Source organism: Brevundimonas abyssalis TAR-001 (genome assembly GCF_000466985.1).
Lineage (GTDB): Bacteria > Pseudomonadota > Alphaproteobacteria > Caulobacterales > Caulobacteraceae > Brevundimonas > Brevundimonas abyssalis.
Map to the genome: position 1 here is coordinate 1 of NZ_BATC01000047.1, position 23,257 is coordinate 23,257.

Sequence of the window (23,257 nt, forward strand, 5' to 3'; positions counted from 1 at the left end):
GACGCGAGGATTCACGACGCCCAGGATCGAGGGGAAAGGAGACCATCATGACTCTTCAATCCCTCATCATTCTCGGCGGCGTGGTCGCCGCCTTCGCCGCGTTCATCGTGTCGGTCGGCGGAATCGCCATTTGGTCGAATCTCGATATGCGTGATCCTGGAGCCGGAGAATGAGTGCTCAGGCCGCCTTTCACCACGTGCGGCTGGAACTGGCCCGTGAACCGGATCATCCGGCCGGGGATTCCGGCTTCGGCTATGATCTGGTCATCCCTCTGGACAGCGACCAGAAGCTGGACAAGGCGGCCTGCCGGACCCAGGCCGAGCACTGTCGCGTCCGCCGTTTCCGCAATGATGCAACGGAAGCCGTCGGTCGCCTCGCCCAGTCTGACGATGGCCGATGGTTCTTCGATTTCGAACCCGGCGAGGCGGATGACGAGTTCGGCTTTCGTCTGGACGACGAGCGTTTCGTGCCGGGCGAATATATCTCGATCCGGGCTGCGGACGGCGATCTGCACACCTTCAGGGTGATGACGTCTTCGCCGGTTGACCTGGGCGGCGCCTGAAGAGGGCCCTATGGGTCCGCGCCGGTTCGAGGTGTTTGCGGTCGTAAGCCGTCGCGTCACTTCACCGGCGGGGCGATGTAGGCCTCCACGTCGATCTCGTTCTCCCACTTGCCGACGACGGTGGCGACCGCGAGGTCGCTGATGACGTTGGCCACAGTGCGGGTCATGTCGAGGATGCGGTCGAACGGCAGGACGAAGCCCACCAGCAGGGCGGTCTGCATCGGATCGACGCCGATTCCCTGAAGCACGGCCGCAAGCATGAACAGCGAGGCCGAGGGGACCGGGGCTGTGCCGATGGACACCAGCAGGGTCGTGACCACGATCAGGGCGTAGTCGGACGCGCTGAGGGTGATGCCGAAGCCTGGGCGGCGAAGACGGCGAGGATGCCGATGTACAGGGCGGTGCCGTCCATGGACACGGTCATGCCCAGCGGCAGGACGGTGGAGAAGACCGGCTTCTTGATGCCCAGATTGCCCTCGGCCACAGCCATGGTCACCGGCAGGGTCGCCGAGGACGACGAGGTGGAGAAGGCCACCAGCGCCGCGTCGGTCACGTCGCGAAAGAACGGCCAGACCGGAAGTCGCGCGAACAGCTTGATGATCCCGCCCTGGAAAACCAGAATCTGGATCAGGCAGCCGACCACCACGCACAAGGCCAGCAGCGCCACATTGACGAAGGCCGACAGGCCGGTGGTGCCCATGACCCAGGCGATCAGGGCGAAGACGCCGAAGGGCGCCACCTCCATGATGAAGCCCACCAGCTTGAGCATGGCCTCGGCGGCGGAGTTGAACACATCGGCCAGCGGCTTGCCCGCCTCGCCGGACACCAGAATGGCCGCGCCGAGGATCAGGGCGAAGAAGATCACCGCGAGAATCTGGCCCGAGGCCAGGGCGGCGATCGGGTTGGTCGGCACGATCATCTCGATCAGGCCGGCGAACGGTTGGGCCGCCTCGAGCCCTTCGCGGGGGATCGCGTCGGAGAAGTCCACGCCCGCACCGGGCTGGATAAGGAGGGCCAGGGTCAGGCCGACACCCACTGCGGTCAGGCTGGTCAGCACATACAACGACACGGCCTTGACCCCGATGGAGCCCAGACGTTTGGGGTCGCTGAGACTGATCACGCCGGACACGATGGTGACGAACACCAGCGGCGCCACCACCATCTGGATCAGACGCACGAACAGGTCGCCCAGCCAGCGGATCTGGCCGGCGCCTTCGCCCCAGATCAGGCCGACGACAGCGCCCAGGACCAGGGCCAGCAGAATTCGTTTCCACAGTACGATCCCGAACCAGTAGCGGTGCACGACGCCCCGGGGGCGTTCGTCGGCGGAGTCGCTGTCCAGGGTCATGCGGTCGTCCCGAGTCTGAAAACTATGGTGAGGAGAGGGCGGCGCGACCCAGCCCTGCGGCTGCTGCTCGGCCTCCACGGATGCACCGGCGTCAGCAAGGACGACGGCCCCCGAACGCATCCGATGTGGTCATGAAGCAGATGTGAGAGGCCTAACGCAAGACGGTCCTGTCGCTGGCGGCTGGACAGGGAGCTGGAGCGGGTGCGGCCTCACGAAACTGTTGCGCTCTTGACGCTAGGTGATCTTGTGGCCCGCCGCGTCGAGGGCTACCCATCACATCAAACGTCGATCAAGGGAGACGACCATGGCCGATCTGGCTTCCGTTACCGAACACATCCGCAGCGCCGTCGGCGAGAACTCCGGCCTGGGCAAGACCGTCAAGATCGACCTGGGCGACACCGGCCAGATCTACATCGACGGCGCCTCGGTGCCGAACACCGTGACCAATGAGGACAAGCCCGCCGACGCCGTGGTGTCGATCAGCTGGGACGACTTCATGGCTCTGTCGGAAGGCAAGCTGGATCCGATGATGGCCTTCATGCAGGGCAAGCTGAAGATCGCCGGCGACATGATGATCGCCCAGAAGCTGGCCCCGCTGCTGAAGCGCTAGGCGGCCTGGCTGCATTTCTCCCTCCCTCTCGGGGGAGGGCCGTCAACGCGCAGCGATGACGGGGTGGGGGCGCCTTGAGCGAGACAGCGAGCCTGCCTTGCCGAGTCCTCCCCACCCGGTCGCTTCGCGACCACCCTCCCCGGGACGGGGAGGGAGAGGGGATACGCCTATGCATTTCCAGCATTCCGACCGCGCGCTTGAATGGCAGGACCGCCTGAAGCGTTTCATGGACGCGCGTGTGCTGCCCGCCGCCGCCGATTACTGGGCCGAGGTGCGGGCCGAGCCGAACGTTCAGCCGCCCACCATGGAGCGGCTCAAGGCCGAGGCGAAGGCCGAGGGGCTGTGGAACCTGTTCCTGCCGGGCGAAGACGGCGCCGGCCTTACGAATATGGAGTATGCGCCCCTGGCCGAGATCATGGGCCGGGCGTTGTGGTCGGCGGAGGTGTTCAACTGCAACGCCCCCGACACCGGCAACATGGAAGTGCTGCACATGTTCGGGGACGCGGCCCAGCAGGACCGCTGGCTGAAACCCCTGATGGCCGGGGAGATCCGCTCGGCCTTCCTGATGACGGAGCCGGAAGTGGCCTCGTCGGACGCCACCAATATCCAGACCCGCATCGAGCGGGACGGCGACCACTATGTGGTCAACGGGCGCAAGTGGTGGTCCACCAACATGGCGCACCCGAACCTGGCCGTGACCATCGTCATGGGCAAGACGGACCCGGACGCCTCCACCCACGCCCAGCAGTCCATGGTCATCGTGCCGGCGGACACGCCCGGCTTCCGCGTGGAGCGGATGCTGACGGTGTTCGGCTATGACGAGGTTCCCATCGGCCACGCCGAGGTGGTGCTGGAGAACGTGCGCGTGCCGGCCGAGAACCTGATCGCGGGCGAGGGCCGCGGCTTCGAGATCGCCCAGGGGCGTCTGGGGCCGGGCCGCATCCACCATTGCATGCGCACCATAGGCTGCGCGGAGGCGGCGCTGGAGCTGATGGTGCAGCGGCTTCTGACCCGCACGGCCTTCCGCAAGACCATCGCCGAGCATTCGGTGTGGGAGCAGCGGGTGGCCGAGGCGCGCACCAACATCGAGATGTGCCGGCTGCTGGTGCTGAAGGCCGCCTGGATGATGGACGAGGTGGGGGTCAAAAACGCCCGCTCCGAGATCGCCCAGATCAAGGTGGCGGCGCCGCGCATGGCGCTGCAGGTCATCGACGACGCCATCCAGGCGTTCGGCGGCGCGGGCGTGTCGGGCGACACCGAGCTGGCGGCCATGTACGCCATGGTCCGCACCCTGCGCATCGCCGACGGCCCGGACGAGGTTCACAACCGCACCATCGCGCGGCTGGAATACGCCAAACACGCCGTCAAGTGATCCGTCTGCGTCGCACATCCTGTGCGCGACAGGCGTGACGGATCATGGCAAGCTTGGCCTTTGCAGCGCGTCGGGGGACGGATTGGCCAAGGATTCTGACAAGCGCGGAAAGCCTGCGTCCCTGCGCGCCGACGCGGTGTTGAAGGCTGCGGTTCGCCGGATTGAATCCGAAAGGGTTCCCGAGACGCTGGAAGACCACGCCCGGCGCATCAGCGGCGCGCCCTCGGCCAAGGGCGACAAGCGCAACTAGGCCGCGTCGCTCTCGCGATCCACGTCCATGATCTGGGCCAGACGGTTGCGCGCCCGGTTGACCCGGCTCTTGATGGTGCCCAGGGCGCAGCCGGCGATCTCGGCGGCTTCCTCGTAAGACAGGCCCGCAGCGCCGACCATGACCAGGGCCTCGCGGTGTTCGGGGGGCAGGGTGTTCAGGGCGGCCTGAAGCTGATGCAGTTCGACGGACCATTCCTGCGACGGCGGGCTGGTCAGGGTCGCGGCCATCTTGCCGTCCTCGTCCGGCGTCTCGCGGCGGTGTTTGGAGACGGCCGTGTACCAGCTGTTGCGCAGGATGGTGAACAGCCAGGCGCGAAGGTTGGTGCCCGGCTGGAATTTGTCGCGGTGGGTCCAGGCCTTGGTCAGGGTCTCCTGCACCATATCGTCGGCGTCGGACGGGTCGCGCGACAGGGACCATGCGAAGGCTCGCAGCGAAGGGATCAGGGCGATGACCTGTTCTCGCCAGACCGCGGGTTCGGCGATGCCGGTGTCGGCGTCCCCTTCAGGGCGCGAATCAACAACAGACGCGCGAGCGGGCATGGGCGGGACCTTGCGGACAGGAACTGGGGCCGCCACATCCGGCGGACGATGCTGAGAACGCGAGGCCAAACAGAGTGTTCCGGCCATAGGCGCATTTGGGGAACAGCGCCCGGCCCCGGGTGTTAGACTGTACGCGGAAGGGCGAATGGACGTTCAGAACACGGGGGGCGTCACGCCATGAACATCGCCAGCAGGGTCGACGGGGCATCCTGTCAGGACACGGATCGCTACCAGATCGTGCGCGCGCGGATGACCGGTCTGGCCGCCGGATTGTCCGCCGAAGATCTGGGCGCCCAGTCCATGGCCGACGCCAGTCCGGGCAAGTGGCACCTGGCTCACACAAGCTGGTTCTTCGAGGTGATGTTGCTGGCGCGACGGCCAGGCTATCAGCCGGTGGACGAGCGTCTGGGGCGGTTGTTCAACTCCTACTATGAGGCGCTCGGCGCCCGGGTGGTGCGGCCGAACCGGGGTCTGATGACGCGCCCGTCGCTGGACGAGGTGCTGGCCTATCGCCGCGAGATCGACCGCCGCATGATCGCCTTTCTGGGCGAGGGGCTGGAGGATCCGCAGGAACGCTATCTGTTCGATCTGGGCCTGAACCACGACCAGCAGCATCAGGAGCTGTTCCTGACCGACCTGCTGCACCTGATGTCCTGTTCGCCGCTGGAGCCGGCGGCCTATGGCGCGGAGCCGGGCGGGCCGGACGCGGCCGGCGCGGATCGGGGATGGACGGATTTCGACGGCGGGCTCGTCAGCATCGGCCATGACGGCGCGGGCTTCGCCTTTGACAACGAGGGGCCGGCGCATCCGGTGATGCTGGCGCCGTTCCGGATCGCGCGGTCGCTGGTGACCAATGGCGACTGGCTGGCCTTCATGGCGGACGGCGGCTATCGGCGCCCCGAGTTGTGGCTGTCGGACGGCTGGGCGGCGGTTCAGGCTCACGGCTGGACCGCGCCAGACTACTGGCGCGGCGAGGGGAATGACTGGCGGGTCTTCACCCTGGCGGGCCCGCAGGCGATCGATCCCCACGCGCCGGTGCGTCATGTCAGCTTCTATGAGGCAGACGCCTTCGCACGCTGGTCCGGCAAGCGGCTGCCCACCGAGTTCGAGTGGGAGCATGCGATGAAGCAGGGGACGCTGGACAACGCCTTCGACCAGGTCTGGCAATGGACCGGCAGCGCCTATCTTCCCTATCCGGGCTTTCGCGCCACGGAGGGCACGGCGGCGGAGTACAACGGCAAGTTCATGGCCAACCAGATGGTGGCGCGGGGCGCCTCCTGGGCCACGGCGCCGGGGCATTCGCGCGCGACCTACCGCAATTTCTTCTATCCGCATCAGAGGTGGCAATTCATGGGACTGAGACTGGCCGAGGACGCGCCCGCGCGGCGTTCGCAAGGGACCGACGATCTGGAGCCGTTCGCCCAGGCCCTGATCGAGGGGCTGTCCGCCTCGCCGAAGGCCATGTCGCCCAAATGGTTCTATGACGCCGCCGGCTCACGTCTGTTCGAGGACATCACCCGCCTGCCGGAATACTATCCCACGCGCCAGGAGGCGGCGCTGCTGGCCGAAGTCTCCCCCCGACTGGCCGAGGCCATGGGTGAGGATGCTGTGCTGGTGGAGTTCGGCAGCGGCGCCAGTGAGAAGACCGAGGTGCTGCTGGACGCCGCGCCCGGCGTCGCCGCCTATGTGCCCATCGACATCAGCGAGACGGCGCTGGAGGAGGCTGCGGTCCGAATCCGGACGCTTTATCCGAGGCTGGATGTTCGCCCCATGGCGGGCGATTTCCTGCACCCGGCGGCGTTGCCTGAGGGCTTGCCGAGCGGGTGTCGTGTCGGCTTCTTTCCGGGCTCCACCATCGGCAACCTGGACCCCGAAGAGGCGAGAGCCTTCCTGAAAGACGCGCGCGCCATGCTGGGCGAGGGCTCCCTGTTCATCCTGGGGGTGGATCTGGTCAAGGATCCCGCCGTGCTGATCGCCGCATATGACGACTCCGCCGGGGTGACGGCCGCCTTCAATCTCAATCTGCTGGAGCGGGCGAATGTCGAGGCGGACGCGGACTTCGACCCGTCGGCGTTCCATCATCAGGCGCTGTGGAACGCGGACGAGGCGCGCATCGAGATGCATCTTCGCGCGCGCCGGGATCAGGTAGTGGAGGTGTCTGGGCGGCGGTTCAAGTTCCGCGAAGGCGAAACTCTTCACACCGAGAATTCGCGCAAGTTCACACCGGATCGTGTGACGGCCCTGGCTGAGTCTGCGGGCTGGCGGGTGCGCGACCTGTACGTCGGCCCCGAGCCCAGCGTGGCGCTGGTGCTGCTCGGGGCCTGATCGTAAGCGTCAGTTCTGGATCAGCCCTGGTCGTTCTTCTCGGGCTTGCGGGCGCCGTGAGACGCTTCGCCGCCCTTGCGGCCGGCCTGGGCGGCCAGGCTGCGGTCCTGGGAGAAGCTGCGCTTCTCGCTGGGGACGCTGGCGCCGCCCTTGCGGGCGATTTCGCGCTGGCGTTCGGGGTCCATGGACGCGAAGCCGCGCTTGGATACGCCGGACGCGCGCGGGGTCTGTCCTTCAGCCATTTCGGGGCTCCTTTCGGTTCGCCTGAGAGGCGTGCTTTGCTGTTGAAAAGTGAACCCCGGGCCCCCGCCATGGTTCCGCTTGCGGATGGTAATTCGCGGGTCTTCAGTCGTGGGGGCGGGAGTCGCCTTCATCACCGCCGCCCGGTTCCAGCGGCGGCATCTCGGTGGGCGTGTCCGCGGGATCGATTTCCGGGCCGGGGGTGTTGCCGGGCTCGATCTCGGGCGACGGTCCGCCGGGAGGCGTGGGTTCGATGTAAGTCATGGGGTGGTCTCCTTTGTCAGGAAGCCAACGCGCCGCGGTCGTGCATGTTCACGGCCAAGCTGGAACCGTCTGCGCGGGCGCCAAGTTGAACAGGCTCCACCCCATGCAGGAGATCGCCATGACCGACGTCACCGCCCGGACCGACACGAACACGCCCGAAACCGGCTCCTTGACCCCACATTGTCCCCCCGGCCTGATCTGAACGCCGGCGCGACCAGCGGGTCGTCGCCCATGACAGCCCGGATCGAACGCGGTCTGCGGGAAGGTCGCAGCTGGGCTGAAAGCCGCACACAGCGCGCCGGCGAAACCATCCGCGCCCATCCTGTGCGCAGCAGCCTCGGCGCCGTCGGCGTCGGCGTCGTGCTGGGCATGCTTCTGCGGCGCTAGGGCGTCAGGCGCGCTTCAGCGCCGAGTCCGACACGAACGGGTTGGTCCGGCGCTCCTCGCCGAGCGTCGAGACCGGCCCGTGGCCGGGGGCGAAGGTGACATCGTCACCCAACGGCCAAAGCTTGGTCACCACCGAATCCAGCAGGGTCTGATGATCGCCGCGCGGGAAGTCCGTGCGGCCGATGGAGCCCTTGAAAAGCACGTCGCCCACCTGGGCGAACCTGGCCGCCCGGTTGAAGAAGATCACATGGCCTGGTGTGTGCCCGGGACAGTGGCGGACCTCCCAGACGGTTTCACCCAGCGTCATCACATCCCCCTCGTCGAGCCAGCGGTCCGTTTCAAAGGTCCGCGCCTCGGGCATGCCGTACATCTGGCCCTGGGCGGCGAGGCCCTCGATCAGGAACTGATCCTCGGGGTGGGGGCCCTCGATGCGGACGCCGGACTTCTCCTTCATCTCCGCCGCCCCGCCCGCATGGTCGATGTGACCATGGGTGATCCAGATCTGATCAAGGGTCAGGCCGCGCCGCTTCACCTCGGCCAGGATCATGTCGACGCCGCCGCCCGGATCGATCACCGCCGCCTTGCTGGTGGCGGTGCACCAGACGACGGTGCAGTTCTGCTGCAGAGGCGTGACGGGGGCGATGAAAACGCCGATGGGGGAGGCGGGCTGGGTCATGCCGTCCAGATAGCCACGCCGGGCGGCAAACGAAACCCGGTCGTTGACCTGAACCGCCCTTGCCGACATAAGGGCGGGCTTCGAGGAGCCGCTTCCGCACGGGGCGGCCCTTTTCGCATTTTCCACCCGCGAGCGCTGCTCGAAAGCGCCGCCACAGAGCGTCAGACACGTCCATGCAAGTCGTCGAAAAGTCCGCCGAAGGTCTCAGCCGCGTGATCGCGGTGACCATCCCCGCTTCCGAGCTGAACGCCAAGCTGGACGCCAAGGCGGCCGAAGTCGCCCCGCAGATGAAGCTGAAAGGCTTCCGCCCTGGCAAGGTGCCGGTGTCGCACGTGCGCAAGACCTATGGCCGCGACCTGATGGGCGAGATCGTCAACGACGCCCTGAACCAGTCCAGCCAGAAGGCCCTGGACGACGCCAAGCTGCGCCCGGCCGCCCCGGCCGAGATGAAGCTGGTGTCCGACATGGACAAGGTGGTCGCGGGCCAGGAAGACCTGTCCTACGAGATGGCTCTGGAAGTCATGCCGGACTTCAAGCCGGTGGACCCCAAGTCCCTGAAGCTGACCCGCCCGGTCTATGAGGCGGCCGATTCCGATCTGGACGAGGCGCTGAAGGAACTGGCCGGTCAGGCCAAGACCTATGAGGACAAGGGCGGCAAGGCCCCGAAGGCTGCCGAGGGCGACCAACTGACCATCGACTTCGTCGGCAAGATCGACGGAGAGGCGTTCGAGGGCGGCTCGGCCGAGGACGCGGATCTGATCATCGGCTCCAACCGCTTCATCCCCGGTTTCGAGGAGCAACTGACCGGCGCCAAGGTCGGCGACGAGAAGACCATCGAGGTCACCTTCCCCGAGCAGTATCAAGCCGCTCATCTGGCCGGCAAGGCCGCGACCTTCGACGTCACGGTCAAGGCCCTGAAGGCCCCCAAGGACAGCGCGATCGACGATGAATTCGCCAAGCGCCTGGGCCTGGAGTCGCTGGACAAGCTCAAGGAGCTGCTGCGCGACAACCTGAATCAGCAGTACAAGGGCGCCGCCCGCTTCAAGCTGAAGCGCGCCCTGCTGGACCAGCTGGACGAGCAGCACTCCTTCGACCTGCCGCCCAAGATGGTCGAGGCCGAGTTCGACGGCATCTGGCAGCAGGTGGAGGCCGACAAGGAAGCCGGCCGCCTGCCCGAGGCCGACGCCAAGAAGTCGGAAAAGAAGCTCAAGGAAGAATACCGCAAGATCGCCGAGCGCCGCGTGCGTCTGGGCCTGGTGCTGGCCGAGATCGGTCGCGAGAACAACGTCACCGTGACCGACCAGGAGCTGAACAACGCGATCATCGCCGAGGCCCGCAACTATCCGGGCCAGGAGCAGGCGGTGCTGAACTTCTATCGCCAGAACCCCAACGCCGCCGCGGGCATGCGCGCCCCGATCTACGAGGAAAAGGTCTGCGACCTGATCTTCGATCAGGCCGAGGTCAAGGAAGAGCCCATCAGCAAGGAAGACCTGTTGAAGGACGACGAGGAATAGTCATCGTCAGACCCGGTCAGTCGCCGCTCGGCGACCGCTGATCCTAGAGTGCCCCCGGCGAACCCATCGCCGGGGTTTTCTTTTGGGCGCTCGACATCTTCTCATCGCGGTATTGGCGGCCTCGCTTGCGGCAGGGACGCTCGCCCACGCCCGTCAGGACGCGCTGGATCCCGCCCTGGCGGCGGCGTCAGAGGCGGACCGCGAGGCGCTTGCACGCATCGAGGCGCGTGTTCTGGCCGACTATGAAGCCGGACGGTTTGCTGAAGCCGACGCCGGGCTGGTCGAAATCCTGCCGATCGAAATCCGGGTGTATGGAGAGGATCACCCCATCGTCGCAGCCACCCACGCCTCACGCGGAGCGGTCGCCGAGGCGGTGGGGGACAATGTGGCGGCGGAGGCGCACCGACGCCGCGACCTGGCCATCCGCGAACGTCTGGACGACGAGGAGGCGCTGGCGGAATCGCGCCGCGCCCTCGGCGCCAATCTGGTGGCTCAGCAGAAGCACGACGAAGCCCTGCCATTGCTGACGCAGGCGCACGCGGTGCTCGCTCCCTCGGCGCCGCCGTCCGATGAGCAGATCGTCAGCGCCGCCTTCAACCTGGCGCGCGCGCTGTACGCCGGGGGCGAGCCTGAGCAAGCGCTCGATGTCCTGACGCCGTCTGCGCAGGCGCTGAACGACCCGTCACACGATACCTCGGCCTGGGCCGCGCTGGTTGCCTTCGACCACGGCTTCCTCCTGCGCGAGCTCGGCCGGGCCGAGGAGGCTGCGCCGGCTTTCGGGCGCGCCTGCGACCTGTGGCGCGCGCATGGCGGAATCAGCGCCACGCCGGGCGAAGCGTGTCTGAGCCAGGCGGAAATTCTCAAGGATCTGGGACGCGACGCCGAGGCGGAGCCGCGGCTGGCCTACGCTCTGGACGCGCCCGACCTGACGACGGCCCGGCGCAGCCATGCGGCCGAGCACCTGATCACCACTCGCACGCTTCTTCACGGCGAGGACGCGGTGGATGAGCCCCTGCTGCGACGGGCCCTGGAGCTGAGCATCGCGGCCTGGGGCGATCACACCGCCACCGCCTACGCGGCGAACCGGCTGGGTCTGGTGCTTCGTGATCGGCTTTTCCTTCAGGAAGAGTCACTTGGCGAGTTCAGACGCGCCCAGGCGATCTATATGGGAGAGCAGGGGCCGGCAGGGCAGGGCAGCATCGCAGCCACAGCCAATGTCATTTTCACTCTCAACGCGCTGGGGCGCTACGACGAGGCGCTGGCCGAGGGCGATGCGCTCCTCACGATTGCGGCGCCAGGCGAGAACGGAACGGACTCCGAGCGCCGGTCATGGCGGCCCTTCAACCTTTCCCGCGCCGATGCCTTGAAGGGGCTCGGCCGCTACGGCGAGGCCCGCGCCCTGCTGATCGCCCGTCTGGCCGAACTGGAGGGAGAGGGCGCCGACGCCGCCCAGATGGCCGATGTCCACACCCGCATCGCCCAGGTGGCGTCCCTGCAACGCGACTGGCCAGCCATGGCCGACCATCGTCGCCGGGTCATGGAGCACCGACGCGCGCTGGGTGATCCTCATGCGTTCGGCATGGCCATGGCGCTCTATGGCCAGGTGCTCAGCCAGATCGGTGAGGATCAGGCCGCCTATGAGATCCTGACCGAGGCGCTGCGCATTCTCGAGGGCGCCGAAGAGACCACGGCGCAGGACCGGCTTTATGTCCTCACCTACCTCGGCTACGCGGCCGTGGAGTTGGGGCGGCTGGAGGAGGGCGAACGCCACCTGGAAGCGGTCATCGCGGCGTATCGCCTTGACGGGGAAGGTCAAGGCTCCCTGGCCAATGCGCTGCGCTATCTCGCCAGCCTTAGGACGGAGCAGAACCGCTTCGACGATGCGGAGGCGCTTTATCTCGAAGCCCTCGCCCTGACAGAAGGCGCGAATGATGAGGAGGCTGCGTCCTTTGCGTACGGCGCCCTGGGCGAGCTCTGGCGCTTTATGGGGCGACACGACGAAGCGGAAACGGCCCTGCGCCGCGTGGTGGACTTCACGACCCAACAGTATGGCGCCGACAGCATCGAGAACGCCGTGCCCCTGCGCAATCTGGCTGTTCATCTGGGTTCCACGGGGCGTCAGGAGCGCGCCCTTGACCTGCTGCTTCAGGTCCTGGCGCTCGAACAGGCCGTGCTGGCGCCTGACGCCGCCGCGCTTCTGCGCACACGGGTGCTTATCGGCCGCGTGCTGGCCGACCTGGGACGCTATGGAGATGCGGAGGTGATGTTCACCGAGATCCTGGCCCTGGCGCTCCCGGCGCTGGGAGAAACCAATGTGGTCACCCAGGAGGCGGCGAGCCAACTGGGCTTCGTGATGGCTCTGCAGGGCCGCTACGACGACGCGATCCCGCACCTGCAATCCGCAGCGGACATGACCGAGCGCAGCTTCGGGCCGGACAGCCGCCAGATGATCAATGCGCTGCAGCTGTTGTCCTATGCGCTCTACATGGAGCGCCGCTTCGACGAGACCATCGTCATCATGACGCGAGCGGTGCAACTTGTTGATCTGGAGGGCGCCCGCTGGCCCAAGACGGTGGTGGATGTGCGGTCCAACCTGGGCCGGACCTATCTGGAGGCCGGCGTCCGGAGGAGGCTTTGCCGCCCCTGCGCGAGGCGGCTGCGCTCGCCGCCCGCATCAGTCGCGAACGGGCCACGGCCATCAGCACCCAGGCGGAAATCAGCCGCGCGCCGTTCCGCGCCCTTGTCGACGCGGCGTGGGAGGTGGCGGAAGCCCGCTGACCCGTCACACGCGAAACCGTCGGCCGCGCCTTGCAAGGCGGCGCGGGGAACGCGATATCAGGAAGCAACGATGCGCGGCGCCCGAGTCGCGCACGCACGCAGCTTCGAGAAGGCCTTCATGCGCGATCCGATCGACTACATCCAGAGCAACCTCGTCCCCATGGTGGTGGAGCAATCCAGCCGCGGTGAACGGGCGTTCGACATCTTCTCGCGCCTGCTGCGCGAGCGCATTATCTTCCTGACCGGCCCGTTCGACGACGGCATGGCCAGCCTGATCTGCGCCCAGCTTCTCTTCCTGGAGTCCGAGAACCCCAAGAAGGAAATCTCCATGTACATCAACAGCCCCGGGGGCATTGTGACCTCGGCGCTCGCGATCTACGACACCATGCAGTACATCAAGTCGCCCGTTTCGACGGTGTGCATGGGCATGGCCGCCTCGGCCGGATCGCTGATCCTGACGGCGGGCGCTGCGGGCCAGCGGGTGTCGCTGCCCAACGCGCGCATCATGGTGCACCAGCCCTCTGGCGGGTTCCGCGGCCAGGCCTCGGACATCGAGCGTCACGCCGAGGACATCATCAAGACCAAGCGCCGCCTGAACGAAATCTATGTCCAGCACACCGGCCGGACCTATGAGGAAGTCGAGCGCACCCTGGACCGCGACCACTTCATGAGCGCCCAGGAAGCCAAGGACTGGGGTCTGGTGGACCATGTCTATGAGCAGCGTGAGGAAGCGCCGGCCGAAGAGCCCAAGAAGAGCTAGGGTTTAGCCGTAAACACCTGAAACCCGGGCTGGTCAGCGATGGCCAGCATTTCGGTGTCGCCGGAGGTGTCGCCGTAGGCGGCGGTCAGGCGGACGTCGTCGCCATAGGCTGTCTTGAGCCGCGTGACCTTTTCGCAGCCCCGGCAGTTTTCGCCTGCGAAGGCGCCGGTGATGCGGTCGTCGTGATCAAAGGCCAGCTTGGTGCCCAGCAAGGCCTCCGCGCCCAGGCGGCGGGCGAAGGGGGCCACGGTGATCTCGGGCGAGGCGGTGACGATGACCCGGTGCGCGCCCTTGGCGCCCCAGTCGTTCCAGCAAGCCAGGGCGTCGGGGCGCATGAGACGGCTCCAGGCCTGTTCCGCATAGGTTTCAGCGAGCCCTTTCAGGGTCTTGCGGTCGACGCCGTCGAGGAACTCGGCCACCGCCGCCGCCTTGATGGCTCCGCGGTCCCTTGTGCGCAGGTAGGAGAGGGCGGCGGGCGTCAGACGCGCCATGCCGAACAGGTAGCCCACTGCACCCACGCGCCAGCGCAGGAAATCGGTGAAACTGTCCCTGACGGTCATGGTCCCGTCGAAATCGAAGGCGACAAGAGGCTGGCCCGGCGCGGGACCCAGAACCTGGGGCTGGCGAAGTGGTGCGAGATTTCCCATCTGGAATGACCGTAACGACCTTTCCCCCGCCTCGTCCATCCCGCGAAAACCCGCCGCCGGTTCGCCTCGTCGGGGTTGTGATGGACCTTCGGATGGGTGATTGTCATTTTTTGAAGACCTTCCGGCGCAGGATTTGCGAATCGTGACGGAAGGAGGCGCGCCCGGATCGTTTCGGGACGCGAGAGTGAGAAGGCCGATGACCAAAGCCGCCAGTGGCGACGCCAAGAGCACCCTGTACTGCTCCTTCTGCGGAAAGAGCCAGCATGAGGTGCGCAAACTCATCGCCGGACCGACCGTGTTCATCTGTGATGAATGCGTCGAACTCTGCATGGATATCATCCGCGAAGAGCACAAGATCGCCTTCGTGAAGTCCAAGGACGGCGTGCCCACGCCCAAGGAAATCCGCGAAGTCCTTGACGATTACGTGATCGGCCAGAGCCACGCCAAGAAGGTGCTGAGCGTCGCCGTCCACAACCACTACAAGCGCCTGAACCACGCCACGAAGAACAACGACGTGGAGCTGGCCAAGTCCAACATCATGCTGATCGGGCCTACCGGGTCGGGCAAGACGCTGCTGGCCCAGACCCTGGCGCGCATCATCGACGTGCCGTTCACCATGGCCGACGCCACCACCCTGACCGAAGCCGGTTATGTGGGTGAGGATGTCGAGAACATCATCCTGAAGCTGCTCCAGGCGTCCGACTACAATGTCGAACGGGCCCAGCGCGGCATCGTCTACATCGATGAAATCGACAAGATCAGCCGCAAGTCCGACAACCCCTCCATCACCCGCGACGTGAGCGGGGAGGGCGTGCAGCAGGCCCTGCTGAAGATCATGGAGGGCACCGTGGCCTCCGTGCCGCCCCAGGGGGGCCGCAAGCATCCCCAGCAGGAATTCCTGCAGGTCGACACAGCCAACATCCTGTTCATCGTCGGCGGCGCCTTCGCCGGCCTTGAGAAGGTCATCTCGGCGCGTGGCGTGGGGGCCTCCATCGGCTTCGGCGCCAAGGTCAAGGAGATCGACGAACGCCGCATGGGCGACATTCTCAAGGAGGTCGAGCCCGACGATCTGATGCGCTTCGGCCTGATTCCCGAGTTCATCGGCCGTTTGCCGGTTCTGGCGACGCTGGAGGATCTGGACGAGGCGGCCCTGATCACCATCCTGACCGAGCCCAAGAACGCCCTGGTCAAGCAGTACGGCCGCCTGTTCGAGATGGAGAACGTGGGGCTCACCTTCACCGATGACGCCCTGTCGGCCATCGCCAAGAAGGCCATCACCCGCAAGACCGGCGCCCGGGGCCTGCGCTCGATCATGGAGGGCATTCTGCTCGAAACCATGTTCGAACTGCCGACCTACGAGGGTGTGGAAGAGGTGGTGGTCAACGCCGAGGTGGTCGAGGGCCGGGCCCAGCCGCTGCTGATCTATGCCGAAAAGCCCAAGAAGCAGCAGGACGGCGCCGCCTGATTGCGGCAGGATCCCTGAAAATCAAAAGGGCGGGCCTCACGCGAGACCCGCCCTTTTTCCTGGCCTGAGCCGCCGTCGCTATTCGGTGCGCGGGCGCAGGTTGGTGGATTCCGCCTCGGCCTGGGCGTCGGCACGGGCGTCTTCGGTCACCGGGCCCGGCCCGGTGTTCATATCCGCAGGCGGAACGGCGTTGTCCTGCGTGGTCGAATCCATGACAGGGGCGCTTTCGGGCTCCGGGTCGGTCGCGGCGGTGTCGATCGCCACATCCTCGGCCGCGACGGTCTCGTCCATGGCCGGCGTGTCTTCTTCCTGATTGCAGGCCGCCAGGCCCAGAACCGCAGCGCTCGCGGCGACGATCATCAAACGCATGGCATCCTCCTTGAATGGACGCCTTCAACGGCCAAGCTGGCGTTCGGTTGCGCGAAGGTTGGCCGCCAGGGAGGAGCGCGCTGCCTTCATGTATGTGCAGTTTATGGTCAAGCTACCAATAATTAAGCCTTTTCGGTCAGGGGTGATTCCGTAGTTCTGCGCTCAGAAAGGGCGTTTGTAGTGATCGAACGCATGCGTCCCTATGCGCCCACGGGCATCATCTTCCTGTTGATCCTGTACTTCGGGGTGCAGGCGCTGACCGGCGAGCGTGGCCTGCTGAGCCATGGCGAACGGGCGGAGATGCTGGAGCGCCGTCAGGTTGAGCTGGCCCAGCTGGAAGACCGGCGTCAGGATCTGGAGCTCCGCGTTCGCTACCTGCGCACCGACAACCTGTCGCGGGACTTGCTTGAAGAGCGCGCACGCGTGGTTCTGGGCTTCGCCGCGCCCGGCGAATATCTGATCCCGGTGGAGCGGCGCGCGGTCACGGCCTCCTGAACTTTCGTTACAGGCGAAGCCCGGCTTTGCCATCCGGGAAGGAAGGCTGCTAAAGCCCCCTTTCCGTAACGATAAGAACCCGTTCGTTCAGAGTTCAGCTGGAGGGCGCCGGATGGCGAAAGCCGCCGCTCAAAAACCGACCACCGCCAAGGGCAAGCCCCCGGCGAAGATTCCAAACACGCCTCAGGCGACCAAGGACGAGCTGCTCGAGTACTATCGGCAGATGGTCCTGATCCGCCGCTTCGAGGAGCGGGCGGGCCAACTGTACGGCATGGGCCTGATCGGCGGCTTCTGCCACCTGTACATCGGCCAGGAGGCCGTGGCGGTGGGCGTGCAGGCCAGCGTCAAGCAGGGCCACGACAAGATCATCACCGGCTACCGCGACCACGGCCACATGCTGGCCGCGGGCATGGATCCGAACGAGGTCATGGCCGAGCTGACGGGGCGCATCGGCGGCTCCTCCAAGGGCAAGGGCGGCTCGATGCACATGTTCGACGTGCCGACCGGCTTCTATGGCGGGCATGGCATCGTCGGCGCCCAGGTGGCGCTGGGCACCGGCCTGGCCTTCGCGGGCAAATACCGGGGCGATGACTCGGTCAGCTTCGTCTATTTCGGCGACGGCGCGGCCAACCAGGGTCAGGTCTACGAGAGCTTCAACATGGCCCAGCTGTGGAAGCTGCCGGCCATCTACATCATCGAGAACAACCAGTACGCCATGGGGACGAGCATCGAGCGCTCGTCGTCCACCACCGACCTGAGCCAGCGCGGCGCCAGCTTCGGCATCCCCGGCGAACAGATCGACGGCATGGACGTGCTGGCCGTGCGCGACGCGGTGAAGCGCGCGGTGGAGCGCGCCCGGTCCGGCGAAGGCCCCTACATCCTGGAAGTGAAGACCTACCGCTATCGCGGCCACTCCATGTCCGATCCGGCCAAGTACCGTGCAAAGGAAGAGGTGGACGAGGTCAAGAAGACCCGCGACCCCATCGAGCACGTCAAGAAGCTGCTGGCGGACGCCAAGGCCACCGAGGACGAGATCAAGGCCATTGACGCCGAGATCAAGGCCATCGTCGCCGAGGCCGTGCAGTTCGCTCAAGAGAGCCCGGAGCCGGACCCGTCCGAGCTCTACACCGACGTCTACGTGGAGGCCTGACCCGTGACCGACATTCTGATGCCGGCGCTGTCCCCCACGATGGAAGAGGGCACGCTGTCCAAGTGGCACATCAAGGCGGGGGACACCGTCTCCGCCGGTGACGTGATCGCCGAGATCGAGACCGACAAGGCGACCATGGAGGTCGAGGCGGTGGACGAGGGCGAGGTGCTGGAAATTCTCGTTGCCGAGGGCTCAGAGGGTGTGAAGGTGAACACGCCGATCGCGCGCTTGTCCGGAGACGACGCCGCGCCTGCACCGAAGAAGGCTGACGCCGACAAGGACGAGCCCAAGGCCGAGCAGGCCGACTCCCCCGAGAAGGAAGCGGCCACCACCGAGGGCGAAGGCGCAGCGCCCGTGACGCCCAAGGTCGCGCTGAAGGATCCGGAAATCCCGTCCGACGCCAGGCTGGTCAAGACGACCATCCGCGACGCCCTGCGCGACGCCATGGCCGAGGAGATGCGCCGCGACGACCGTGTGTTCCTGATCGGCGAGGAAGTGGCCCAGTACCAGGGCGCCTATAAGGTCAGCCGCGAGCTGCTTCAGGAGTTCGGCGACAAGCGCGTGGTGGACACGCCCATCACCGAGCACGGCTTCGCCGGGCTGGGCGTCGGCGCGGCCATGGCCGGGCTGAAGCCCATCGTCGAGTTCATGACCTGGAACTTCGGCATGCAGGCCATCGACCACATCATCAACTCGGCGGCCAAGACGCTGTACATGTCGGGCGGCCAGATCCGCGCCCCCATCGTGTTCCGCGGTCCCAACGGCGCGGCCAGCCGCGTGGGCGCCCAACACAGCCAGGACTATTCCGCCTGGTACGCCCAGGTGCCCGGCCTGAAGGTCATCGCGCCCTATGATGCGGCTGACGCCAAGGGCCTGCTGAAGGCGGCCATCCGCGATCCCAACCCGGTCGTCTTCCTCGAGCACGAGATGATGTACGGGCTGGAGTTCGACGTGCCCGAGGTGGAGGACTGGGTCCTTCCCATCGGCAAGGCCAAGGTGCGCCGCGAGGGCACGGACGTGACGATCACGGCCCACAGCCGCATGGTGGGCTTTGCGCTCGCCGCCGCCGAAAAGCTGGCGGAAGAGGGCATTGAGGCCGAAGTCATCGACCTGCGGACCCTGCGCCCGCTGGACCACGAGACCATCGTGGAGAGCGTCAAGAAGACCAACCGCCTGGTCTCGGCCGAGGAAGGCTGGGGCCCCATGGGCGTCGGCGCCGAGGTGGTGGCCCGGGTGATCGAGCATGCCTTCGACTATCTGGACGCCCCGCCGCTGCGGGTGCACCAGGAAGACGTGCCTCTGCCCTACGCCGCGAACCTGGAAGCCCTGTCGCTGCCGGGTGTGGACAAGATCATCAAGGCCGTGAAGGCGGTGACGGCATGAGCCAGTCCGAGGACTTCAAGCTGCACACGCCGGACAGCGTCGCGGCCGATCCCCAGGCCGTCGAGTTCACCCGCATGTGGTGGTCCAGGGGCGAGCCGGTGATGTCCATCAAGCCGGCGTTCAAGGACCCGGCCGAATATGGCCGCATGCTGGCCATCGCGGCGCGCCACATGGCCCATGGCTATTCGGTTCGCCACGGTCAGGACGAGCGGGAGGCGTATCACCGCATCCTTCAGGGGATGAGCGACGTCATCAAGCTGACAACGCCCAGACCGTGGTCGAAGACACCAAACCCGGAAGCGTCCAATGACCGACATCCTGATGCCCGCCCTGTCGCCCACCATGGAGGAGGGCAACCTCTCCAAATGGCACGTCAAGGTCGCGACACCGTTTCGGCCGGTGACGTGATCGCCGAGATCGAGACTGACAAGGCGACCATGGAGGTCGAGGCGGTCGACGAGGGCGAGGTTCTGGAGATTCTCGTGGCCGAGGGCGCCGAGGGCGTGAAGGTCAACACGCCCATCGCGCGTCTGTCCGGCGACGAGGCCGCGCCCGCGCCGAAGAAGAAGGACGAGCCGAAGGCGGAAGCCAAGGCCGAAGAGAAGGCCGAGCCCAGGCCCGAAGCCAGGGCGGAAAAGGCGGAGGCCCCCAAGGCTTCGCCCGCGCCCGTCAAGGACGGCGAGCGCATCTTCGCCTCTCCGCTGGCGCGCCGCCTGGCGAAAGACGCCGGGCTGGACTTGAAGAGCCTCAAGGGCACGGGCCCGCACGGCCGCATCGTCAAGGCGGACGTGGAGTCCGCCGACAAGGGCGGCGCCGCAAAGGGCGCGACCGCCGCCGCATCGGGCGAGCCGCGCAAGGTGCTGTCGCTGGAGCAGCAGGGCATCGCGCCGGGCAGCTATGACCTGATCCCGCTGGACGGCATGCGCAAGGCCATCGCGCGTCGCCTGACCGACAGCTTCCGCGACGTGCCGCACTTCCCGCTGGTCATCGACTGCGAGATCGACGGCTTGCTGGCCGCGCGGGCGCAGGTCAATGCGATGCTGGAGCCTCAGGGGATCAAGGTCTCGGTCAACGACTTCGTCATGAAGGCCGTGGCCATGGCCTTGAAGGCCGTGCCGGAAGCCAACGCCAGCTACACGCCCGAAGGCATCGCCATGCACCACCACGCAGACGTGGCCATGGCGGTCGCCATCGACGGCGGCCTGATCACCCCGATCATCCGCAAGGCCGAGACCAAGTCCCTGGCCGAGATCGCCACGGAATCGAAGGACCTGGCCAAGCGCGCGCGGGACCGCAAGCTGAAGCCCGACGAGTTCCAGGGCGGCACGTTCAGCGTCTCGAACCTGGGTATGTTCGGCATCAAGTCGTTCGCCTCGATCATCAACGAGCCGCAGGGCGCGATCATGAGCGTGGGCGCCGGCGAGAAGCGGCCTGTGGTGCGCGGCGACAGGATCGAGATCGCCACGGTCATGACGGTCACCCTGACCTGCGACCACCGCGTGGTGGACGGAGCTGTGGGCGCCCGGTTCCTGCAGGCCTTCAAGCCGATGATCGAGAACCCCGTCACCATGCTGGCCTGATCGTCCCGGAATCTCCTATGCTTCGCCGCGGGAGGGGTGATCATGACAGCGGTGGGAGAGCCGGGCGGCGCGTGCGCCGCCTGCGGGGTGACCCTGAACGGTCGGTACTGCCACGCCTGTGGTCAGGACACCGAGGCGCGCCCGCGTCCCCTGCGGGAGATGGCGCTTGAGGCGTTCTCCGAGACCAGCCTGATCGACGGGCAGGGGGTGCGCACCCTTGTCGCCCTCGTGACCCGGCCCAGCCGCATCCTGATCGCCTACCGCGAGGGGGCGGGCAGTCTGTACGCCAGTCCGGTCAAGATCTTCGTGGTGGTGACGGCCCTGTTCCTGGCGGTGCTGAACTTCAGCGACGTGGTGATCTATCAGTATGTGCGGCACGTCGAGCCGGGGGCCCAGGTGACGGCGCGCGCCGATCCCGATGGCTATACCGTCCATGTGACTGGAGAAACCGACGCGGAGCTCTGGATGCAGCGGCGGGTGGAGCCGGCCATCGACCCCCGCATCCATGCGGCCATGCAGGAAGCGGCGGATCGCGCGACCAGCGAACTGGATCGGCAGAACCTGCTTTACGAGATTCAGGATGACCGTCAGACAGCCCGGTTCAGCGAGCGGCTGGCGGCGTGGCTGCCCAACGCCATCTGGCTGCTGACGCCCCTGTTCGCGCTTCTACTGGGGCGGTTGTTCGGTCGTCGGCGACTGTTCATGGAGCATCTGGTGTTCGCCCTGTGGGCCCATGTCACGGCGTTCACCCTGCTGATGCTGCTGGCTCTGGCCAACCGGTTCGGCGCGAACCTGCCGGCGTGGCCGCTGGTCATTCCGTACCTGTTCTATTTCGCGCGGGCGGCGTCCCGGTACTATGGCCTGTCGATGGTTTCGGCCGCCTGGCGTTCTGCGGCGCATCTGGCGCTGTATCTGCTGCTGGTGCTCCTGCCGGCCGCGCTCATCGTGGCGATCTCGGTGATCGACATGGAGGCCTATATCGCCTTCCTGGCCGCCTGAACTTTCGTTTCCGCAGGGGTCTCAGGTGTGGCCAGCGGAGGCGGGGGCGGATATGACCGGGCGTCAAGATTCAAGGTGTTGGAGACTTCTGGATGGCCGACTTCGATCTCATCGTCATCGGTTCGGGACCGGGCGGCTATGTGGCCGCGATCCGGGCCAGCCAGCTGGGCCAGAAGGTCGCCATCGTCGAGCGCGAGAACCTCGGCGGCATCTGCCTGAACTGGGGCTGCATCCCCACCAAGGCGCTGCTGAAGTCGGGCGAGAAGTACGAGAGCCTGAGCCACCTGAAGGACTACGGCCTGAGCGCCGACAAGGTGGGCTTTGACTTCGAGGCCATCATCGCCCGGTCGCGGGGTGTGGCCAAGCAGCTGAATCAGGGCGTCGGTTTCCTGATGAAGAAGAACAAGATCGAGGTCATCGAGGGCGACGCGAAGCTGGAGAAGGGGCAGGGCGCCCCCAAGGTCGTCATCGCCTTGAAGGACGGCAAGTCGCGCACGGTGCAGGCCAGGGCGGTCATGCTGGCCGTCGGCGCCCGCGCCCGCGCCCTGCCGCAGATCGGGCTGGAGGCGGACGGGGACCGCATCTGGGCCTACCGCGAGGCCATGACGCCGAAGGTCCTGCCCAGGTCCATCGTGGTGATCGGCTCGGGCGCCATCGGCATCGAGTTCGGCAGCTTCTATCGGGCGCTGGGCTGCGAGGTGACGGTGGTCGAGGCGCTGGACCGCATCATGCCGGTGGAGGACGAGGAGGTCTCCAGGACCGCCAAGAAGGCCTTCGAGAAGCGCGGGATGACCTTCCGCGTCGGCGCCAAGGTGACCAAAGTCACCAAGGATTCCAAGGGTGTGAAGGTCTTCGTTGAAGCGGACGGCAAGGCCGAGACGCTGGAGGCCGAGGTGTGCATCTCGGCGGTGGGCATCACCGCCAACACCGACGGCATCGGGCTGGAGGCGCTGGGCGTCGAGATGGACCGGGGCCACATCAAGACCGACAGCCACTGCCAGACCAACGTCAAGGGCCTGTACGCCATCGGCGACTGCGCCGGCGCGCCCTGGCTGGCGCACAAGGCCAGCCACGAAGGCATCCACGCCGCCGAGCACATCGCCGGGTTCAAGACCCCCAATGTGCACTCGCCCATCGCCGGCTGCACCTACGCCCAGCCCCAGGTGGCCTCGGTCGGCCTGACCGAGCAGGGCGCCCGGGAGGCCAAGCGCGAGGTCAAGATCGGCCGTTTCCCCTTCAAGGTGAACGGCAAGGCCATCGCCGCCGGGGACACCGAGGGCTTCGTCAAGGTGATCTTCGACGCCAAGACCGGCGCCCTGATCGGCGCCCACATGATCGGGGCCGAGGTCACCGAGATGATCCAGGGCTACGTCACCGCCATCACCATGGAGGCGACCGAGGAAGACCTGCACGGCACGGTCTATCCGCACCCCACCATGTCCGAGGCCATGCACGAGGCGACGCTGGACGCCTATGGGCGGATGATTCACCTCTGATCGATTTCGGACTCCGGACTCAAAAAA

The 23,257-nt window shown here is 66.6% G+C and carries 20 protein-coding genes and 4 pseudogenes; 17 read left to right on the forward strand and 7 right to left on the reverse strand.

All coding sequences use genetic code 11. The annotated features are described in order from the left end of the window. Nucleotides 1–169: 169 nt before the first annotated feature. A complete protein-coding gene (locus MBEBAB_RS11020) occupies nt 170–562 on the forward strand; it encodes a hypothetical protein (RefSeq protein ID WP_021698074.1) in 393 nt (130 codons plus the stop codon). 56 nt (nt 563–618) lie between these two features. On the opposite strand, the pseudogene MBEBAB_RS11025 reads toward MBEBAB_RS11020, so the two are convergent. Next, nucleotides 619–2,030, reverse strand: a pseudogene (locus tag MBEBAB_RS11025) (dicarboxylate/amino acid:cation symporter). Between the two features lie 184 nt (nt 2,031–2,214). Here MBEBAB_RS11025 and MBEBAB_RS11030 point away from each other — a divergent pair. The 3 genes from MBEBAB_RS11030 to MBEBAB_RS16550 all read left to right on the forward strand — a co-directional run bounded on the left by MBEBAB_RS11030 (nt 2,215) and on the right by MBEBAB_RS16550 (nt 4,142). Next, a complete protein-coding gene (locus tag MBEBAB_RS11030; RefSeq protein ID WP_021698076.1) occupies nt 2,215–2,520 on the forward strand; it encodes an SCP2 sterol-binding domain-containing protein in 306 nt (101 codons plus the stop codon). Nucleotides 2,521–2,689: 169 nt separating this feature from the next. Next, nucleotides 2,690–3,892 (forward strand): acyl-CoA dehydrogenase family protein, encoded by a 1,203-nt coding sequence (locus MBEBAB_RS11035; RefSeq protein WP_021698077.1) that lies wholly within the window; start codon nt 2,690–2,692, stop codon nt 3,890–3,892. 82 nt (nt 3,893–3,974) lie between these two features. Next, nucleotides 3,975–4,142, forward strand: a complete 168-nt coding sequence (locus MBEBAB_RS16550; RefSeq protein WP_021698078.1) for a hypothetical protein — start codon at nt 3,975–3,977, stop codon at nt 4,140–4,142. Here MBEBAB_RS16550 and MBEBAB_RS11040 read toward each other — a convergent pair. After that, entirely contained in the window at nt 4,139–4,702 is a 564-nt protein-coding gene (locus tag MBEBAB_RS11040; RefSeq protein WP_021698079.1) for a sigma-70 family RNA polymerase sigma factor, read from the reverse strand. The two genes, MBEBAB_RS16550 and MBEBAB_RS11040, sit on opposite strands and share 4 nt — an antisense overlap. A 177-nt stretch (nt 4,703–4,879) precedes the next feature. Here MBEBAB_RS11040 and egtB point away from each other — a divergent pair, with 177 nt between their 5' ends. Continuing rightward, a complete protein-coding gene (gene egtB / locus MBEBAB_RS11045) occupies nt 4,880–7,027 on the forward strand; it encodes an ergothioneine biosynthesis protein EgtB (RefSeq protein ID WP_021698080.1) in 2,148 nt (715 codons plus the stop codon). A gap of 20 nt (nt 7,028–7,047) precedes the next feature. Here the strand turns inward: egtB and MBEBAB_RS11050 are convergent, their stop codons facing one another. Both MBEBAB_RS11050 and MBEBAB_RS16710 read right to left on the reverse strand, forming a co-directional pair. Next, on the reverse strand, nt 7,048–7,269 hold the full coding sequence (locus tag MBEBAB_RS11050) for a con-10 family general stress protein (protein WP_021698081.1): 222 nt from the start codon (nt 7,267–7,269) through the stop codon (nt 7,048–7,050). Between the two features lie 103 nt (nt 7,270–7,372). Further along, nucleotides 7,373–7,531: a hypothetical protein gene (locus tag MBEBAB_RS16710; RefSeq protein ID WP_021698082.1), complete on the reverse strand. Its 159-nt coding sequence runs from the start codon at nt 7,529–7,531 to the stop codon at nt 7,373–7,375. A gap of 231 nt (nt 7,532–7,762) precedes the next feature. Here MBEBAB_RS16710 and MBEBAB_RS16555 point away from each other — a divergent pair, with 231 nt between their 5' ends. Continuing rightward, a complete protein-coding gene (locus MBEBAB_RS16555; RefSeq protein ID WP_021698084.1) occupies nt 7,763–7,918 on the forward strand; it encodes a hypothetical protein in 156 nt (51 codons plus the stop codon). 4 nt (nt 7,919–7,922) lie between these two features. On the opposite strand, the gene MBEBAB_RS11055 is transcribed toward MBEBAB_RS16555, so the two are convergent. Beyond that, nucleotides 7,923–8,594: an MBL fold metallo-hydrolase gene (locus MBEBAB_RS11055; protein WP_045319233.1), complete on the reverse strand. Its 672-nt coding sequence runs from the start codon at nt 8,592–8,594 to the stop codon at nt 7,923–7,925. Between the two features lie 173 nt (nt 8,595–8,767). Here MBEBAB_RS11055 and tig point away from each other — a divergent pair, with 173 nt between their 5' ends. From tig to MBEBAB_RS17680, 3 genes and pseudogenes are all read left to right on the forward strand, one after another. Beyond that, complete coding sequence (gene tig, locus MBEBAB_RS11060; RefSeq protein WP_021698086.1) at nt 8,768–10,108, forward strand: trigger factor; 1,341 nt, start codon at nt 8,768–8,770, stop codon at nt 10,106–10,108. A 1,585-nt stretch (nt 10,109–11,693) separates the two neighbouring features. After that, nucleotides 11,694–12,608: pseudogene (locus tag MBEBAB_RS17675) on the forward strand (tetratricopeptide repeat protein); the annotation flags it as partial. A gap of 396 nt (nt 12,609–13,004) precedes the next feature. Further along, entirely contained in the window at nt 13,005–13,646 is a 642-nt protein-coding gene (locus MBEBAB_RS17680) for an ATP-dependent Clp protease proteolytic subunit (protein ID WP_045319234.1), read from the forward strand. Here MBEBAB_RS17680 and MBEBAB_RS11070 read toward each other — a convergent pair. Further along, nucleotides 13,643–14,293, reverse strand: coding sequence for an HAD-IB family hydrolase (locus tag MBEBAB_RS11070; RefSeq protein WP_045319229.1), 651 nt, complete (start codon nt 14,291–14,293; stop codon nt 13,643–13,645). The genes MBEBAB_RS17680 and MBEBAB_RS11070 overlap by 4 nt on opposite strands. A gap of 196 nt (nt 14,294–14,489) precedes the next feature. On the opposite strand from MBEBAB_RS11070, the gene clpX reads away from it, so the two are divergent. Then, nucleotides 14,490–15,758, forward strand: coding sequence for an ATP-dependent Clp protease ATP-binding subunit ClpX (clpX, locus tag MBEBAB_RS11075; RefSeq protein ID WP_021698089.1), 1,269 nt, complete (start codon nt 14,490–14,492; stop codon nt 15,756–15,758). 78 nt (nt 15,759–15,836) lie between these two features. Here clpX and MBEBAB_RS11080 read toward each other — a convergent pair whose 3' ends face one another. Further along, complete coding sequence (locus MBEBAB_RS11080) at nt 15,837–16,127, reverse strand: hypothetical protein (protein ID WP_021698090.1); 291 nt, start codon at nt 16,125–16,127, stop codon at nt 15,837–15,839. Nucleotides 16,128–16,307: 180 nt separating this feature from the next. On the opposite strand from MBEBAB_RS11080, the gene MBEBAB_RS11085 reads away from it, so the two are divergent. From MBEBAB_RS11085 to lpdA, 7 genes and pseudogenes are all read left to right on the forward strand, one after another. Continuing rightward, the gene (locus MBEBAB_RS11085; RefSeq protein WP_021698091.1) at nt 16,308–16,622 is read left to right on the forward strand and encodes an FtsB family cell division protein; all 315 of its coding nucleotides are present in this window, start codon (nt 16,308–16,310) and stop codon (nt 16,620–16,622) included. A 112-nt stretch (nt 16,623–16,734) separates the two neighbouring features. Next, nucleotides 16,735–17,772, forward strand: a complete 1,038-nt coding sequence (gene pdhA, locus MBEBAB_RS11090; protein WP_021698092.1) for a pyruvate dehydrogenase (acetyl-transferring) E1 component subunit alpha — start codon at nt 16,735–16,737, stop codon at nt 17,770–17,772. Nucleotides 17,773–17,775: 3 nt separating this feature from the next. Then, nucleotides 17,776–19,155, forward strand: a complete 1,380-nt coding sequence (locus tag MBEBAB_RS11095) for a pyruvate dehydrogenase complex E1 component subunit beta (protein WP_021698093.1) — start codon at nt 17,776–17,778, stop codon at nt 19,153–19,155. Continuing rightward, a pseudogene (locus MBEBAB_RS18105) lies at nt 19,152–19,394 on the forward strand (DUF5076 domain-containing protein); the annotation flags it as partial. The gene MBEBAB_RS11095 and the pseudogene MBEBAB_RS18105, both read left to right, overlap by 4 nt. A 67-nt stretch (nt 19,395–19,461) precedes the next feature. Beyond that, nucleotides 19,462–20,735, forward strand: a pseudogene (locus tag MBEBAB_RS11100) (pyruvate dehydrogenase complex dihydrolipoamide acetyltransferase). A 42-nt stretch (nt 20,736–20,777) separates the two neighbouring features. Further along, entirely contained in the window at nt 20,778–21,734 is a 957-nt protein-coding gene (locus tag MBEBAB_RS11105) for a DUF3667 domain-containing protein (RefSeq protein WP_021698095.1), read from the forward strand. A gap of 92 nt (nt 21,735–21,826) precedes the next feature. Beyond that, nucleotides 21,827–23,230: a dihydrolipoyl dehydrogenase gene (gene lpdA / locus MBEBAB_RS11110; protein WP_021698096.1), complete on the forward strand. Its 1,404-nt coding sequence runs from the start codon at nt 21,827–21,829 to the stop codon at nt 23,228–23,230. Nucleotides 23,231–23,257 lie beyond the last annotated feature (27 nt).